This is a genomic window from Nonomuraea helvata, from assembly GCF_039535785.1.
In the GTDB taxonomy this organism is placed as follows: domain Bacteria; phylum Actinomycetota; class Actinomycetes; order Streptosporangiales; family Streptosporangiaceae; genus Nonomuraea; species Nonomuraea helvata.
This window is the reverse complement of the sequence record NZ_BAAAXV010000005.1, coordinates 528,991-544,212: the sequence shown is the minus strand read 5'-3', so window position 1 is coordinate 544,212 and position 15,222 is coordinate 528,991. Positions and strand designations below refer to the sequence as shown.

Here is a 15,222-nt window from a genome sequence, read left to right as displayed (position 1 = left end):
GCACGTCGCCGGGGGCGCGTGCCATTTTGCCCAAAATTCGACTGCCAGCCCACCGCCGTGGACCCGGGCATCTCGGGCGGCTGGGCCATGCAGGTCCAGACCTCCGTCGTGCGCGGTGGAGGCCTGCAACTGCCCATCAACCTCCTCATGGTGCAGTTCTCCATGAAGTCCCAGCCATCCAATCCGTGCAAAGACCCCAGCATCGATGACAACGACGACATCACCGATATAACCGACGAAGAGTGGGCGTAAGGACCAGGGGCCGCCGGGCGGGCGCGTACCGCCCGGCGGCCCGGTGGTGTCAGCTTCCTCAGCCAGGCTTGGCGGGCTTGCGATAGGTGATGATCTTGTCGCCTTCTCCCGGGTACGCCATGATCAGCAGCCGCTGGGTGCCGTACTTCTCTCCCTCCCAGGGGAACCAGGCGAAGTGCACGCGGATGCGGTAGTGCCCCTTGCGGCCGTTCAGCGACAGGTCGGGAAGCTCGGTGCCGCTGAGCCCGTCCATGAAGACCATCTGGCCTCCCGGGCTCTCGTAGCCGACCTCGACCACGTGGTCCCAGCCCTTGGTCTCCACCGGCGGGCGGCGCCCGTACGTCTCCAGCGTGACGCAGACGTGGAAGTCGGAATGCGTGTCCACCATCAGGTGACTGGGGCCCACGGAGACCAGGCCGTCGGCGGGGGCCGCGCCGTACACGCCGTCGTCGGCGGGGTCGCTGCCCTCCGTCTCCTCGTACAGCTCCAATCCCGCCTCGGGCCATTCCGGCTCCTTGAGCCGGATCGCCTTCGCGGGCCGGATCCGGGGGCGGTGGCGCGGGGTGGCGTCGCATTTGCGCTGCTCCTCCGCCTGCCACTCCTCGTACTCGCGGTCATCCTCGTCCTGCGCCGCCTGGACCGCGACGTCGGCGGGCGGGCAGATGGGGGCGAGCACGCCCTCGAGGCCGCGTACGTCCACCTTCTCCACGGCTTTGACGCGGGCGAGTTCGGCCGGGTCGTTGCGGGTGTAGGCGCCGCACAGGCGGCGTCCGTGGGCGAGCAGCACCTGGTCGGGCGTGGTGTCGGCGAACGCGAGTGCGCGGCTCTCGCGTACCGAGCAGATGAAGGCCCGCGTGCCCGTACGCGGCTGGGGTTCGGCCGCCTGCGGCCGCTGCCAGGACTCCTGCGGTGAGCAGTCCGCGGCCGTGGTGACCGGGCCGCGCGAATGGTCGGCGGCGGGCAGGAAGCACAGCGTCACGGACGTGGCCAGCGCCGCAACCAGGACGTGGTGGCGCATGCGGGCGGCGGGCGGGGCGGCGTACAGGAGGAACAGGACGAAGGCGGAGGCGGCGAGCGCGGCGCTGTACCACAGCGGCGAGAGGCCGAACAGGACGCGGCCGCTCTCGTCCGTGTCGAACAGCCCCGGCGGGTAGAGCGACAGCCGCGACTTGACCATGTCGGGGAACAGGTCCAGGTCCCTTTCGGGCCTCGCGGTGAGCGCGGAGGCGGCGCCTGCCGCCGCGGTGATGACCAGGGCCGCCATCGTGACCCGCAGCAGCCGCCTGGTCCTGCGGACGACGGCGACCAGGATCAGCACGGCGGGCGCGCCGACCCCGACGAGCAGGTCCACGCCGACCCACAGCAACTTCACCGGCTGGGACAGGTACTCGCTGAAGAGGTGCTCGACCACGCCTCTGGGGCCGGTCCACACCGGCATCCCGCCGGCGAGGTTGACCGCCGCGGGGAGCAGCGGGAGCACCACCGCCACCGCGGCGAGCGGCCACGGCCGCCGCGCCGCCCGCGTCGCCGGCAGCGGGGACGGAGGTACGGCCTGGGGCGGGCCGCCCAGTTCGTGTGCCGAGCGCGCCGCCCACACCGTCCAGAAGACGCCCAGCACGCCCACGATGGCGTGCACCACTGTCCTGGGGTCCAGACCGCCCCCGATCGAGACGTACATGGACGACCTGGGCAGCGACAACGACACCGCCGCCGAGACCGCGCCCGCCACCACCGTGGCCCGGCTCCAGCGCGGATCCCTGACCTGCCCGGCCAGGACCGGCACCAGCCACACCAGAGGGATCGCGTCGACCAGCGGCAGCCGCCACAAGGGCGCCATGAAGTCGTACCGCCCCAGAGCGTCGGCCACGGTGTCGGCCACGGTGACGACGGCGTCGAACAGCCCCGCCACCAGCGCGACGATCCGCAGCCACCGGGGCAGGACCCCGGCCAGCACCAGGAAGAACAGCCAGACGACGGCGATGTGCAGCAGCTCGCCGGGTAGGCCCAGCCACCACTGGTACGGGATCGGCAGCTGGACCAGCAGTGCGGACGCCACGTCGAGATACAGGGCCGCCCGCAGCAGCCTGACGCGCCTTCCCCCGGCGGGCGGCTCGCCTGCCAACCGTCCGCGCAGCACCTGCCAGTACGCCCAGCCCTGCAGAATTCCGCCCACGACCAGGACGATCTCCAGCCACCAGGTGAAGGGCATCAGGTCCGGTTCCCAGTAACCGACGACGAGCTGCCGCAGCAGTGCGGGGTCGCCGGTGGCCAGCGCGATGACGCCGAACGCGACAGCGACGAGTGCATAGCCGGTCGCGAGCAGCGCGGCGATCCTGCCGAAACGGTAGCGGCGCACGGGACGTCCTCAGCGGAAGTCGAAAGGGTGTACGAAGGCGCCCAACCCTAGCGAGCCACCCCGAAGATGATCAATACCGCCCGCATAACGTCCGTCAGCCGCGGCTTTCGGGTGCCCAGTTCCGTACGGCGGGGGCGTACCCGGCGGGCTTGTCCCCGACCTTGACGCCCGGACTGACCAGCCGGCCCTGATACTCCGGCGTGAACATCCGGTAGACCGACGGGGGCGGCACGGAACTCGCCTCGTCGAGCTCGGCGCGCAGCTCGGCCGGCAGCTCGAGGTCGAGGGCCGCCACGTTGGCGCCGAGCTGGTCCGCGCTGCTCGCCCCGACGATCGCCGAGGCGACGCCGGGCTGCGTGGCGACCCAGTTGAGCGCGACCTGGGTCATCGTCACGCCGAGCTTGCCGGCGACGCTCTCGACCGCCGCCAGCAGTCGCCAGTCGGTGTCCGAGCCTCGGACGTATACGTCTGCTTGCTTCGGCCGGATTCGACCTGTCGATGGGGGCCGGCCGGCGATCACGTGATCGGATGCAGGCGGGTTCTGTCGGCGACGATCTCTATTGTCCTGCGTCATGACGACTGCCGTGTCGGCGCCCGGCGCCGCCTGCCTCCTCGCCCCCCATCCATCCGCGCACCGGTGCGACGGCATCGCGGGGGTGGGCGCGTGAACGGATGGGAGCGCGTGGCGGAGGCCGTGGGCGCGGGTGACGCGTCCCGAACGGCCGACGAGGTGCTACGCCTCGACGCGGCCGAGCGTCGTGAGGTGGCCCACCGGCTGCCCCACCACATCGGCCCGGCCAGGGAGGCCGCGCACGCACGCTTCGACAACCTGAGGGCGGAGAAGGAACGAGCCCGCGAGAGGTTCGTCGCAGCTGAGGTGGCCGGCGGCCTGTCCATGGAGGAGGCGGTTCACCGGTGGTGGACGACGGAGGTCCACCACAGCCAGGTCGGCTGGAGAATGCGCGACAACTGGATCGCGCCCTTGCGGGTCGCGGGCGCGGGCGCGCTGGGAGGCGCGGCCGCGGCCGCCGCCTGGATCTTCCGGCGCGACTTCTCCGGCCGGGGTGAGGACCTTCCTCTGGAGCCGCTGCTGCGGGTCATCGCCGCGCGCCCGGCGGAGTGGCAGGCCGACCTCGCCGTACGCGTGGCAGGACGCCTGCGCGGCACCCGGCGGCAGCTGGAGGACGGCACTGTCGCGCTGGCGCTGGAGCTGCTGCGCCGCACCGGAGCCCCGCCTCCCGACCACGAGCCGCTCGTGGTCGCCTGGGCGTCCACCGAGCCCGATCTCCAAGTCGATCCGCTGGCGGAGCACCTGATCCCGCGGCTGTTCGAGGCCGAAGGCGTGGGCCGGGTGCTGCGCGACGAGCGGGACGACGAAGGGCGGGGGCGGCGGTCCTGGCTGCGCGCGCTGCGCGACCTGGCCGACGCCGGGCGGATCGAGCGCGAGGCGCTGGTCGACGGGTGCGTACGCCGTTTCCTGCGCGGCGGCAGCGCCACCGACCTGCGCTTCTTCGTCCGCCTGCACGACCGGCTCTGGGTCCTGAAGTGACCCACCGGCCGGCGTGTCACGACGGCTGAACCGAACGTGACGGGATCTCGCCTGATCTTGGTGACCGGGCGAGATCTTGTCGTTTCTCCCGGTCATACCAGTGTCTCCATTTCCCCTTCCGTCCGCCTTCCACTCGCTAGCATCACAGCGGGACAACCAGGGGACGCGAAGGGGACGCATGGAGTCGGAGGCGCGCTTCGCGCTTCTCGGGCCGGTGTCGGTCCATGGGCCTGACGGGCCGGTGGCGCTGGGTTCGCCGAAGCAGCGGACCGTGCTGGCCGCCCTGCTGCTCAATGCGAACCGCGCGGTGCCGGACGACCGGCTCGTCGCCCTGGTCTGGGGTGAGCACCCGCCGCGCACGGCTGTCGCGCGCTTACAGGTTTACATCCACGAGCTGCGGGCTCTGGTCGGCAAGGAGCGCATCAGCCGCGTCGGCGCCGGCTACCGCATCCACGCCGCTGAGGATGAGCTCGACCTGCGTCTGTTCGAGCGGTACAGAACCGCCGCGCGCGAGGACGCCGAGAAGGGGCGCCACGCCGACGCCGTGGCGAGGTTGCGCGCGGTGGCGGAGCTGTGGCGCGGGCCCGCGCTGGCGGGGACCAGTGCCACGCTGATCGAACAGGAACGCCCCGGCCTCGAGGACAGGCGCGTCTGCGCCCTGGAGGAGCTGTACGACGCGGAGCTGGCGTCCGGGCGGCATGCCGAGATCGTCGGCGAACTTCATACTGTGGTGGCCGAGCACCCGCTGCGCGAGCGGCTGCTGGGGCAGCTCATGCTGGCCCTGCAGCGGTGCGAGCGCCGCGCCGAGGCGCTGGCCGTGTACCGGGACGCGAGACGGCGGCTGGTGGGCGAACTGGGCATCGAGCCCGGCCCGCACCTGCGCCAGTTACACCAGCGGCTCTTGCAGGACGACGGACCGGACTCCCCGGGGCAGGGCCTGCAGGCGGTGACTCCGATGCCCGCACCTTTTGTCGCGCGGCCGGCAGAGTTACCCAGGAACGTGCCCGGGTTCGTCGCCCGAGACGCGGAGCTGGCCTGGCTGAATGAGTGCCTGGCCGGCGGCGACGGAGTGTGCGTGCTGAGCGGCACGGCCGGCATGGGCAAGACGGCCCTCGCGTTGCACTGGGCGCATCAGGCCAAGGAGCGCTTCCTCGACGGCCAGCTCTACATCGACCTGCGCGGCTACGATCCGGACCACGAGCCGCTGACCACGACAGCGGCTCTGACCCGGCTGCTGGTCTCGCTCGGCGTCGATCCCGAACGGACGCCGGGCGGGTTCGAGACCCAGCTCGGCCTCTACCGCTCGCTGCTGGCGGGGCACTCGTTCCTGCTGGTCCTGGACAACGCTCGCTCAGCGGCCCAGATCGAGCAACTCCTGCCCCCGAACGGCGTGGCGCTCGTGACCAGCAGGAACCGGCTGGGCGAACTGGTGGCGTACGCGGGCGCCAGGCAGCACTCGCTCGGCCCGCTCTCCGACGAGGACGGCCGGGCGCTGCTGGACAGTGTGCTCGGGCCGGCGGGCGGCCCGGCCGAGTCGGACGCGCGCGGCGAGCTGGTCCGCGCGTGCGGCGGGCTGCCGCTCGCGCTGCGCATCGCCGCGGCGAACGCCGCCGCCCGGCCCGAGGACGGCACCGCGGCGGTCGCGGCGGAGCTGGCCGCCGGCAACCCGCTGGCGGGACTCACCGTGGACGGCGCCGAGCACAACACCGTCACCATCGCCTTCTCCGCTTCCTACCGCGTGCTCGCCCCGGCCGAGCAGCAGGTCTTCCGCCTGCTCGGGCTCGTGCCCGGCCCCGATGTCACCGTGGCGGCCGCGGCGGCGGTCACCGGCCTTCCCGAGGACGCGGCCCGCGCCTCACTCAGGGCCTTGGCCGCGGCGCACCTGATCGAACACCACATCACCGATCGGTACCGCTTCCACGACCTGGTCCGGCTCTACGCGGTGGCGGAAGCCGGGCGCGACCCGGAGCGTGAGCCGGCGTGGCAGCGCCTGTTCGACCACTACCTGGAACTGGGCGCCGCCATCGCCGCCGAGTGCGCGCCCGGGGAGTTCCTGATCCCCGGTCCGCAGCCGTACCCGGAGACTGGTGAGCAGCCGTCCCCCGAGGCGGCCGACGTCGTCAACCTGATGGCCGCGCTGATGCGCGCGATCGAACGGGACTCCGGTCCAGGGGTGTGGCGCCTGGCCGACATGGTTCGCGTGATCTGTGCCCGTACCGGCCGCATCGGTGAGTGGATGGAGATCGCGCCGGCCCTGCTGGAGGCCGCCTCCGCCCACGACGTGCCGGCCGTAACCGCCATGCTGCACACCGGCATGGGCGACGGCCTCTTCCGTACCGGCCGCCGTGAGGAGGCCGTCGTGCACCTGGAACAGGCCGTCCGCATCGCCCGCGAGAGCGGCGAGCGGAAGGGCGAGGCGACGGCCAGGATGGGACTGAGCTTCGCGCGTGCGTGGACGGGCGGCCTCACCGAAGCGATGGCCGACAATGTCCGGGCCGCGCAGCTCTTCGGCGAGCTCGGATCGATGCCCGGCCACATCCGGGCACTCCATGCGCTCGGCAACCAGTACCACCACCTGGGCCGGCTCGACCTGGCCGAGAACTACTGCAGGCAGGCACTCGCGTTGAGCCGGCGCCACCATCTGCACCACGCCGAGGGAGCCGACCTGCGGCAGTTGGGCGCCGTCCTCCTCGACCAGGGCCGCTACGGCGAAGCGGAGAGCTGCCTCCGGCAGTCGGTCGCCCTGATCAACTCGATAGGCGGCCACGGCGCGGCCACCACGCACGTCTGGATCAGCCGGCTGCACTGGGAGAACGGCCGGTGGGCGCAATCACGGGACGAGGCGCTGCTGGCGCTCGACGTGTGCCGCAGCCAGGGCGACCGGCTGGTGGAGGCGGCGGCGCTGATCGCCCTGGCCGATGCCGGAATCGGCCTCGGCCTGACGGCAGAGGCCTCCGACAGCCTGAACCTCGCCGACGACCTCATCGGCGCGGGCGGCCTGAGCTGGCATCTGGCGTACGCGCTGCTCGCCCGCGCCCGGCTGCTCGATGTCCGGGGCGACCACGAGGGCGCCGTCCGCCACGCGCTGCGGGGCCACGCCGTGGCGTGCGAGAACACGTACCGGCTGCCGGAGCTGGCCGCGCTGACGGAGCTGGCCGGGCTGGAACGGCGACGCGGCGACCGCGAGGCGGCGGCGTACAAGGCCGAGCAGGTCCTGCGGCTGTGCCGGCAGATCGGACATGCACCGTGTGAGGAGAAGCTCGCGCCGTTGCTGACAGACGCGATGTGAGGACCCTCGATGGCCGTTCACTCCATGACACGTGCTGCTCGCTCTCTACCTCAAGATCCGGGGCGAGCTCATCCGGTCGCTGCGCAAGCGGGCCGAGCTCGCCGACTCCGAGCACCGCCTGCTCGCCGAGCGGGCGGAGACCGCCGAACGGCAGCGCCTGGCCGCGGAGCTGCACGACATCGTCACCCACCACGTCACCGAGATCGTCCTGCACGCCGACGCGCTGCGCGTCACCACCGGCGACGACGACGCCCGCGCGGCAGCGGAGCAGATCCGGCGGGTCGGCACGCGTACTCTCACCGAGCTGCGCGACCTCATGCGTGTGGTCACCACAGGGGCCCGGCCGGTGCCCGCCGGACGTGCCGACGACGACACCGGCGGCGACCTGGCCGCGCTGGCGGCGGCCGACCACGCGGCCCTGAACGTGGAAGGCGATCCCGGTACGGTGCCCGCGGTCGTGGCCCGCGCCGTCTACCGGGTGGTGCAGGAGTCGCTGACCAACGCCCGCAAGCACGCCCCCGGGGCGCCGGTCGCCGTCAACGTCGTCTATCCCGGCGACCGGGCCGACGTCGAGGTGCGCAACGCGGCGCCCCGGCGGAGCGCCGATCCCGCACTGACCGGCGCCGGCTCAGGGATGGGCCTGACCGGGCTCGACCGCCGGGTGACCCTGCTCGGCGGCACCTTCAGCGCGGGAGCCGACGGAGAGGGAGGCTTCACGGTCACCGCCAGCATCCCCGCCCCCGCCGCATAGAACGCGCAGGATCATTCGGCGGGGCAGGTGGTGCCCGGTCGGGCAGGGTCAGGTCGGTCAGGTACGCGGTGGCGTGTCGGATGGGGCACTTCTTCTTCGTCAGGTACAGGGCGTGGCCGGGCCCTTCGTAGCCGACGGCCACCGATCCCGGGATCATCCCGGTGAAGCTCTCGGTCCACGCGTAGTCACCCCACGTACTGCCGATGCCCAGGAACGGCGGCAGGCCGCGGGTGGGCAGCGGGCGGGACGGGTTGGCGACCTTCAGCGGCCAGCCCGCGCATGCCAGCGCGTCCATCCCGGCTCCTCCGCCGAAGTTCGGCGAGATCTTCAGCGACTGACGACTGACCTTCCGCAGCTGGGCGTAGCCGGTGTGGCCCCGCTCGTCCCCGCAGCTCATCGCCATGACCCCGGGCAGGACCCACGTTCGCGTGTTGCCGAGGACGAAGTCGGCGAATCCGGAACCGTCCCCACGCGTGGCCTTGACGACCGCCTCGGTGGGCGGCGCGGGGATGGACATCGGATCTGGGCTGCGCGGCCTGGCCGCTCGGGTCGGATCGTATGCTCCGGGAGGGCCTGTGCATGCTGCTCAGCTCCCGCGGCCAGGAGGTGGTCGCCGCCGTGGGCGACGGCGAGGCGCTCCGGGTGGCCGTGGCGGAGCACGGTCCCGACATCGCCGTCGTCGCGGCGCGGCAGCCGCCCGAGGCTCAGGTCATTCCAGCCAGTCGGCGCCGGTCCGGAGCCAGGAGCCTCCCAGGAGCGCCGAGCACAGCGCGTCGGCTCTGTCCCGGCCGACCAGCTCCACACAGACGTCGCGGAGTGGCCGGGCGAGGTAGCGGACCTCAGCCGCGGCCTGCCGGACGGCGTACTCCAGCGATCGACGCGAGATCCAGGCCAGTTCGGGGCCGGGATCGCGTTCGGTCGGACGGGTCAGCAGGAGATCGTCGCCGTCCGCAGCGACATGGACCCAGGGGTGGCCGATCCACACCATCATCGGATCAGGCTCGCGGTGCCGAGCGGCGTTGCGCCAGTTGGCCAGGTCTGTGGGGTCGCTGCAGCAACCTGGCGCGACGAGCGGCTTCCCTGCTACCACCAGGCAATATCCCCCGCTCACAGCGCTGACTTGGTCGAGGGCGTCCTCGGCTGCCAGGTCTGTCGCAACATCCTTGACTGTGGCCCGAACCAGCGTCGTCAAGGAGTGCCTGCCGAGAAAACCGGACAACGGGATCAGCGTCGCGTTGCCCGGCATCGGTCTCGGCAGTCCTGCCGTGGCGACCCGGTCCAGCCAGTAGGCGTCCAAGAGCGACTCGTCGGCGGGCGGTGCCGGACAGCCGTCGGTCAGGACGCCGGACAGCGCGTCGATCACCGGCACCAGCCGCACGTCGTCGTGGACCACCGGAGACGGTTTTTGAACCGGGCGGGCGGCGGTGGCACGCAGAGCCCGTTCGTACTGCCGCCTGTCGAAGACGAACGTCCCGAGAGTCGCCGGCAGGTCCCAGTCCCGGTGGTTGTTGTTGAACCTCGACCACCGCACGACCGCGTCCGTGACCTCGATCCTGGCCAGCAGCGCCCAGCACTCCGGGATGCCGCAGGTGCACCCGAGCAGCATGGTCTCGTCGTCATCCTGGTTGTAGACGGTCTCTGCCGGCTCCCCGAGATAGTGACGGCTCGGCCAGCCGACCAACCGCTGTGGAAAGTAGCTGTAGTCGCCCGCAAGCAGGGGCGCGGGCTCCGGTGCGAACTCCTCGGCGCGCTCGAGCTGCTCGTCCTGCGCATAAGGCAGCTCGGCCGTCCGTACGAGATCGAGCAGCGGAACGCCATCTATCAAGATCTCGATGAGACCCTGGTTGCCCGTCCGGAACTCGATCTCCTGCATGTCGCCTCCTCACCGACATCCTGGCGCATTCGCCCGCCCGGCATTTTCGGCGAGTCGATGAAAGTTACACAGGCTTTGGCGCGTTTGCCCAGCTCGCGCGTACCTGGACTTGACCAGACCAGCGCTCCGCGGAAAGAGTCGTGTCGATCCTTTTCTGAGTGGGGAGTCCGATGAGTCACGCTCGTCGCCGGTTGATCGCCATCCTGCTTCCCGGTTTCCTGGTCGCGCTGTGCGCCTTGGTGCCCTTCATGCAGCAGTCCGCCAGCGCGGTCAGCGACCCGACCGGCCCTGTAACGGGCAACGCCACCTATTTTGACGGACTCGGCATGCCGTACGGCGGTTGCGGAGTGCCTCAGGCGAATCTCGACTCACAGGATTTCGTCGCGCTCAACGTCTACAACACGCCCGGCGACTACACCTTCTACCCCCGGCCGCTGACGGGGGCCAATCTCAGCAAGGCCGGGTTATGGAACAACGGCCTGAACTGCGGCCGCTTCGTGCAGGTCGAGATCGCCGATTTCTGCACGGGGACCAACGACGGCGCGCAGAACCAGCCGTTCTGCCGCAACGGCTCCTGGGCCTCCGACGCCTACAACGGCGCGAAACTGACCATGCTCGTCGCCGACAGTTGCGGCGACTCCAACGGCTGGTGCCGTGACGATCCCTACCATCTGGACCTGTCCAAGGACTCGCTCAACCGGTTCGTGAAGAACGGCGCCGCGGTCGGGGACATGTATCCCAACCACTGGAACAACCGGCACGTCACCTGGTCGTTCATCCCCGCGCCCAACTACAGCGGCGACATCAACATCGGGTTCTTGCAGGGCGCCCAGGTCTGGTGGCCGGCCATCTCCGTCTCGCACCTGGCCAACGGCATCCACGGCGTCGAGTACTTCGCCAACGGCGCGTGGCAGACGGCCCAGATGAACGGTGACATGGGCCAGTCCTACGTCATCGGCGGGATCACGTCGGGCTCCAGCCAGTTCCAGATCCGGGTGCGAGACGTCACCGACACGCTGATCAACGGCGGGCGCGTGTACAGCTTCACGCTTCCGTCGGCCTGCAATCCGTGCGGCACGCCGTACACCAAGGTCAGCTACACCACCTCACAGGGCTCGACCTCCACACCCACGGCGACCCCGACGGTGACCCCCACCGTCACGCCCACGCCCACGGGCGGCACCGGTGTCTCCTGCGGTGTGAACTACCAGGTCGCCAACGCCTGGCAGGGCGGCTTCACGGCCAACGTCACCGTGCGGAACACGGGTACGACGACCTGGAACAACTGGACGATCACGTGGACCGCGCCGTCCGGCGTGAGCCTGGTCAACGCCTGGAGCTCCACCATCACGTCGTCAGGTACCACGTGGACGATCAAAGCGCCGAGCTACGCGACGAGCCTCGCGCCAGGGGCGACGACCACCTTCGGCTTCCAGGCCAACGGCCCGTCCACGCCCGGCCCGGCCGGCATCGCCTGCTCCTCCGGCTAGCAGTCGATCGGTGCGGTGGCGTGATACACGCCATGACCAGCGGGAGAGGAGCGCGTACTGACGCTGGGGATTGGTGAATCCGGAACCGGCAGGTATGGTCAAATCACCGAGGACACTTCGTGCGTTGGCACACAGGTCGGCGTCGCCCGCGGCGATAGACGATCGAGGGCCTTTCGGTCCGGACGGGCTGGGCAGCCATGCCGCCGACACTTCTCTCCTACCTCAAACCGCTGAGCGCCCGCGCGTCCACGGTTCGCGCCACCGGCTCGAGGCTCCGGCTCTCCACGAGTCCCGTGCTGGACCGGTCCGCCGTCGTTGACGGGGCCTGGTGGCCGTACTCCCTCGATGCCGCGGCCGAGCTGCCCGGCCTGGTCGCCGCCGTCGATCGGCGTCTGGGCAGGACCACGCTGCGGGTCACGGTGTACCGGCATGCGTGGGACCACCTCCCGCGCCGGATCCCGGCACGCGGGCGCCAGGTCAGGGTCGGCTGGTTCGGCCAGGCCGATCCCCCTGTGGTGACCTTGAGCTTCGACCGCGCCGAGCCGATCGTCTTACTGGTGATCCCGCCGGGCGCGGGGAGCGGCCTTGCCCGGGCCGCGCTCATCCTCGCCAACCAGGGCAGGAGCGGCTTCGCCGCCGCCCACTTCCTCACCGTCGCGCACCTTCCCGCCGCGCCGGGCACCGCCGCGCCGGGCACCGGCGCGCCAGAGCGGGGCGGCCTGCCCGGCTCGGACGCCGATCGGAGACTCTCATGACCGTCATCGACACATCGCCTCCAGGCGTGGCGGGGCCATCGGCTCCCACCACCGTTCATCTGTCGGGCGAGATCGACATCTTCAGCAGCGGGGCGCTGCGCGAGCAGCTGCTGAACACGCTGGACCACAGCACCAGCCTGCTCATCCTCGACCTCTCAGAGGTGACGTTCTGCGATGCGTCCGGGCTGGCCGTCATGATCGGTGTCCAGCATCGCGCACGAGTTCAAGGCATCACCGTCATGCTGACCGCACCGCGCCCGTTCCTGTCCCGACTGCTGCACATCACCGGACTGGGCCGCAGCCTGCCGGTGCTCGAGGACAACCGGTAGGTGCGGCCCGCCCTTTGGGGGTTTAGAGCGGCAAGAAGGGGCAGGCGTTTGCTGTGGCTAGGCCCGTACGGGCTGTCTAGGCCCGTATGGGCTGTCAGTTTTGCCGATGATTGAACTGCTTTGTTGCGGCGAAAGAAGGTCACCGATGAGCGTGACACAGTTCCCGCTTACCCTGCGCGTCACCGTCAGCGGAGCGACTCCGGACGAGATCAGGGAGAACGCCAGGGCTCAGGCGCATGACTTCTTCGGCCTCGACGCCGAACTGGACGTCATCAGTGCTGAAGCCGAGTCGGAGGAGGAGCACCGCAATCGCTACCGCGCGACCGTCTTCTTCCGTCGAGTCGCCTGACGCTCTCGGACATGGTCGCGGCCGGCGTCAGGAGCTCGTGAGGATGACGAGCTGCTGGGTCGCTCGGGTCATCGCGACATAGCGGTCGACCGCTCCTTCGATGCCCTCGCCGAACTCCTCCGGATCGATGAGGACGACCAGGTCGAACTCGAGCCCCTTCGACAGCTCCGGCGTCAGCGCCCGGACGCGGGACGTCGCCTGGAAGGTGGGATCGCCGATGACACAGGCGGTCCCGTCGGCGTGTGCGGCGAGCCAGGTGTCGAGGATCGAGCCCAGATCAGAAACGGATCCGTGTACGACGGGGACACCGCTGCTGCGGATGGAGGTCGGCACGTTGGCGTCCGGGAGCGCGGCCAGGATGACCGGCTCGGCTTCCGCCATGATCTCTTCCGGCGTCCGGTAGTTGATGCTCAGGGAAGCCAGGTTGATCCGGTCGAGCCCGATCCGCTCGAGCCGTTCCTGCCACGACTCCGTGAACCCGTGCCTGGCCTGGGCGCGGTCCCCGACGATGGTGAAGCTCCGGGACGGGCAGCGGAGCAGCAGCATCTGCCACTCCGCGTCGGTCAGCTCCTGAGCCTCGTCCACCACGATGTGCGCGAAGGGGCCGGCGAGCTGGTCCTGGTCGGCGCCGGGCAGCGCGGCATCGTCGACCAGGGCCTCCTTGAGGTCCTGGCCGTGCAGCATCGTCACCACACCTTCACCGTCGTCATCGGCCTCGAGCAGGTTGTCGACGACCTGCGCCATGCGCTCGCGTTCGGCGGCGACGGAGGCGGCATGCCAGCGCCTACGCCGTGACGCCTCCGGGTCGCCGAGCCGCTGCCGTGCCGCGTCCAGGAGCGGCAGGTCGGACACCGTCCAGGCCTGGGCGTCCGCGCGCTGCAGCCGCCGAACCTCGTCCGGGCTCAGCCAGGGAGCGCACATCCGCAGGTAGGCGGGTACCGACCACAGGTCTCCGACGAGGTCGGCCGCTTCGATCAGCGGCCACGCGCGGTTGAAGGTCGTGAGCAGCTCCCTGTTCCGCAGCAGCGACTTGCGGAGCAGGTCAGGCGAGACGTCATCCTCGTCATGCTTGTCCATCAGGATCGTGAGCAGTTCCTCCCAGATCTGGTCGCGCGCCTCGTTGTGCGGAGTGCCGGGTTCCGGCGCTTCGAACGCCTCGGCCCAATCGTCGGCGCTCAGCCAGATGTCGGACCAGTGGGTCGTGACCGTCATCCCCTTGGTGGGCGGGTTCTCGTAGAACCTGACGGCCGGCTCGATCGCCTTCACCATGTCCGCGGACGACTTCAGGCGGGCCACGTCCGGGTCGGTCTCGATCGCCGCCGCGGCTCCCTCGGTGACGAGGTCCCGCAGGGTGCAGGTCTGTACGCCCTCCTCTCCGAGGCTGGGCAGGACGTCGGCGACGTAGGCCAGGTACGGCTGGTGCGGACCGACGAACAGCACGCCTCCCCGCCGGTGACCGAGGCGGGGGTCGGAGTAGAGGAGGTAGGCGGATCGGTGCAGCGCGACGACGGTCTTCCCCGTACCCGGTCCGCCGTCGACGACGAGAGCGCCGCGGGATCCCGCGCGGATGATGGCGTCCTGGTCGGCCTGGATGGTGCCGAGCACGTCCCGCATCCTGGGCGACCGGCTGCTGCCCAGGCTGGCGATGAAGGCGGACTGGTCGTCGAGTGCGGCGTGCCCGACAAGCCCGTCCGAGGTGAACACCTCGTCCCAGTAGTCGCTGATCCGGCCGCGGGTCCAGCGGTACCTGCGGCGGCTCGCCAGCCCCATCGGGTTGCCGTGGGTGGCTCCGAAGAACGGCTCGGCCGCGGGGGAGCGCCAGTCGAGCAGCAGCCGGCAACCCGTGCTGTCCGTGAGGCCGAGCCGTCCGACGTACACCGGCTCGGCATTGTCCGCGCTGACCATGTGGCCGAGGCACAGATCCAGACCGAAGCGACGCAGCGCGCGCAGGCGAGCGGTCAGCCGGTGGATCTCCAGGTCCCGGTCCAGCGCCTGCCGGCCCTTGCCGCCGGGCGCCTTGCGCTCGGCGTCGAGGCGGTCGGACAGTTCGGCGATCGACTGCTCGAGGCTCTCCGCGATGGCCGCGAAGTGCACCTCATCGCCGGCGATCAGCGCCGGGTCGGCCTTGGGGGAGAGGTGGTCGGGAAGGTCAAACGCGCTGGTGGTCAGCGGGCTCACGTCATCAGCTCCGATGTGGGTTGCGTGCCTCGGCCGCTGATTCTGCGGTAT

13 protein-coding genes are annotated in these 15,222 nt (G+C 70.8%); 8 read left to right on the top strand and 5 right to left on the bottom strand.

Features of this window, described 5'->3' with window-relative positions; translation table 11 throughout:
- The first annotated feature begins 57 nt into the window (after positions 1-57).
- On the top strand, positions 58-252 hold the full coding sequence (locus ABD830_RS21900) for a hypothetical protein (RefSeq protein ID WP_344990215.1): 195 nt from the start codon (positions 58-60) through the stop codon (positions 250-252).
- A 58-nt stretch (positions 253-310) separates the two neighbouring features.
- Here the strand turns inward: ABD830_RS21900 and ABD830_RS21895 are convergent, their stop codons facing one another.
- Positions 311-2,608 carry a hypothetical protein gene (locus ABD830_RS21895; protein WP_344990213.1) on the bottom strand — a complete coding sequence of 766 codons (2,298 nt, stop codon included), beginning with the start codon at positions 2,606-2,608 and terminating at the stop codon, positions 311-313.
- 94 nt (positions 2,609-2,702) lie between these two features.
- Positions 2,703-3,128 carry an aldo/keto reductase gene (locus ABD830_RS21890; RefSeq protein WP_344990210.1) on the bottom strand — a complete coding sequence of 142 codons (426 nt, stop codon included), beginning with the start codon at positions 3,126-3,128 and terminating at the stop codon, positions 2,703-2,705.
- 144 nt (positions 3,129-3,272) lie between these two features.
- On the opposite strand from ABD830_RS21890, the gene ABD830_RS21885 reads away from it, so the two are divergent.
- The 3 genes from ABD830_RS21885 to ABD830_RS21875 all read left to right on the top strand — a co-directional run bounded on the left by ABD830_RS21885 (position 3,273) and on the right by ABD830_RS21875 (position 8,197).
- A complete protein-coding gene (locus ABD830_RS21885) occupies positions 3,273-4,157 on the top strand; it encodes a hypothetical protein (protein ID WP_344990208.1) in 885 nt (294 codons plus the stop codon).
- 178 nt (positions 4,158-4,335) lie between these two features.
- On the top strand, positions 4,336-7,446 hold the full coding sequence (locus ABD830_RS21880) for an AfsR/SARP family transcriptional regulator (protein ID WP_344990206.1): 3,111 nt from the start codon (positions 4,336-4,338) through the stop codon (positions 7,444-7,446).
- 31 nt (positions 7,447-7,477) lie between these two features.
- The gene (locus ABD830_RS21875) at positions 7,478-8,197 is read left to right on the top strand and encodes a sensor histidine kinase (protein WP_344990204.1); all 720 of its coding nucleotides are present in this window, start codon (positions 7,478-7,480) and stop codon (positions 8,195-8,197) included.
- Here the strand turns inward: ABD830_RS21875 and ABD830_RS21870 are convergent.
- The gene (locus ABD830_RS21870) at positions 8,166-8,714 is read right to left on the bottom strand and encodes an alpha/beta hydrolase (RefSeq protein WP_344990201.1); all 549 of its coding nucleotides are present in this window, start codon (positions 8,712-8,714) and stop codon (positions 8,166-8,168) included. The two genes, ABD830_RS21875 and ABD830_RS21870, sit on opposite strands and share 32 nt — an antisense overlap.
- Before the next feature lie 192 nt (positions 8,715-8,906).
- Positions 8,907-10,070 (bottom strand): hypothetical protein, encoded by a 1,164-nt coding sequence (locus ABD830_RS21865; protein ID WP_344990199.1) that lies wholly within the window; start codon positions 10,068-10,070, stop codon positions 8,907-8,909.
- Between the two features lie 170 nt (positions 10,071-10,240).
- Here ABD830_RS21865 and ABD830_RS21860 point away from each other — a divergent pair, with 170 nt between their 5' ends.
- From ABD830_RS21860 to ABD830_RS21845, 4 genes are all read left to right on the top strand, one after another.
- Positions 10,241-11,560, top strand: a complete 1,320-nt coding sequence (locus ABD830_RS21860; RefSeq protein ID WP_344990196.1) for a cellulose binding domain-containing protein — start codon at positions 10,241-10,243, stop codon at positions 11,558-11,560.
- A 197-nt stretch (positions 11,561-11,757) separates the two neighbouring features.
- On the top strand, positions 11,758-12,315 hold the full coding sequence (locus ABD830_RS21855) for a DUF5994 family protein (protein ID WP_344990193.1): 558 nt from the start codon (positions 11,758-11,760) through the stop codon (positions 12,313-12,315).
- Positions 12,312-12,644: an STAS domain-containing protein gene (locus ABD830_RS21850; RefSeq protein ID WP_344990191.1), complete on the top strand. Its 333-nt coding sequence runs from the start codon at positions 12,312-12,314 to the stop codon at positions 12,642-12,644. Before ABD830_RS21855 ends, ABD830_RS21850 begins: the two co-directional genes overlap by 4 nt.
- Positions 12,645-12,789: 145 nt before the next feature.
- On the top strand, positions 12,790-12,993 hold the full coding sequence (locus ABD830_RS21845; RefSeq protein WP_344990188.1) for a hypothetical protein: 204 nt from the start codon (positions 12,790-12,792) through the stop codon (positions 12,991-12,993).
- 27 nt (positions 12,994-13,020) lie between these two features.
- Here the strand turns inward: ABD830_RS21845 and helR are convergent, their stop codons facing one another.
- Positions 13,021-15,171, bottom strand: a complete 2,151-nt coding sequence (gene helR, locus ABD830_RS21840) for an RNA polymerase recycling motor ATPase HelR (protein ID WP_344990185.1) — start codon at positions 15,169-15,171, stop codon at positions 13,021-13,023.
- Positions 15,172-15,222: the final 51 nt, after the last annotated feature.

Excerpts from the sequence above, each read along its gene's own strand:
- ABD830_RS21855 (WP_344990193.1), top strand. The coding sequence starts at position 11,758 with ATGCCGCCGACACTTCTCTCCTACCTCAAACCGCTGAGCGCCCGCGCG.
- ABD830_RS21865 (WP_344990199.1), bottom strand. The coding sequence starts at position 10,070 with ATGCAGGAGATCGAGTTCCGGACGGGCAACCAGGGTCTCATCGAGATC.
- ABD830_RS21870 (WP_344990201.1), bottom strand. The coding sequence starts at position 8,714 with ATGTCCATCCCCGCGCCGCCCACCGAGGCGGTCGTCAAGGCCACGCGT.
- ABD830_RS21860 (WP_344990196.1), top strand. The coding sequence starts at position 10,241 with ATGAGTCACGCTCGTCGCCGGTTGATCGCCATCCTGCTTCCCGGTTTC.
- ABD830_RS21880 (WP_344990206.1), top strand. The coding sequence starts at position 4,336 with ATGGAGTCGGAGGCGCGCTTCGCGCTTCTCGGGCCGGTGTCGGTCCAT.
- ABD830_RS21845 (WP_344990188.1), top strand. The coding sequence starts at position 12,790 with ATGAGCGTGACACAGTTCCCGCTTACCCTGCGCGTCACCGTCAGCGGA.
- ABD830_RS21850 (WP_344990191.1), top strand. The coding sequence starts at position 12,312 with ATGACCGTCATCGACACATCGCCTCCAGGCGTGGCGGGGCCATCGGCT.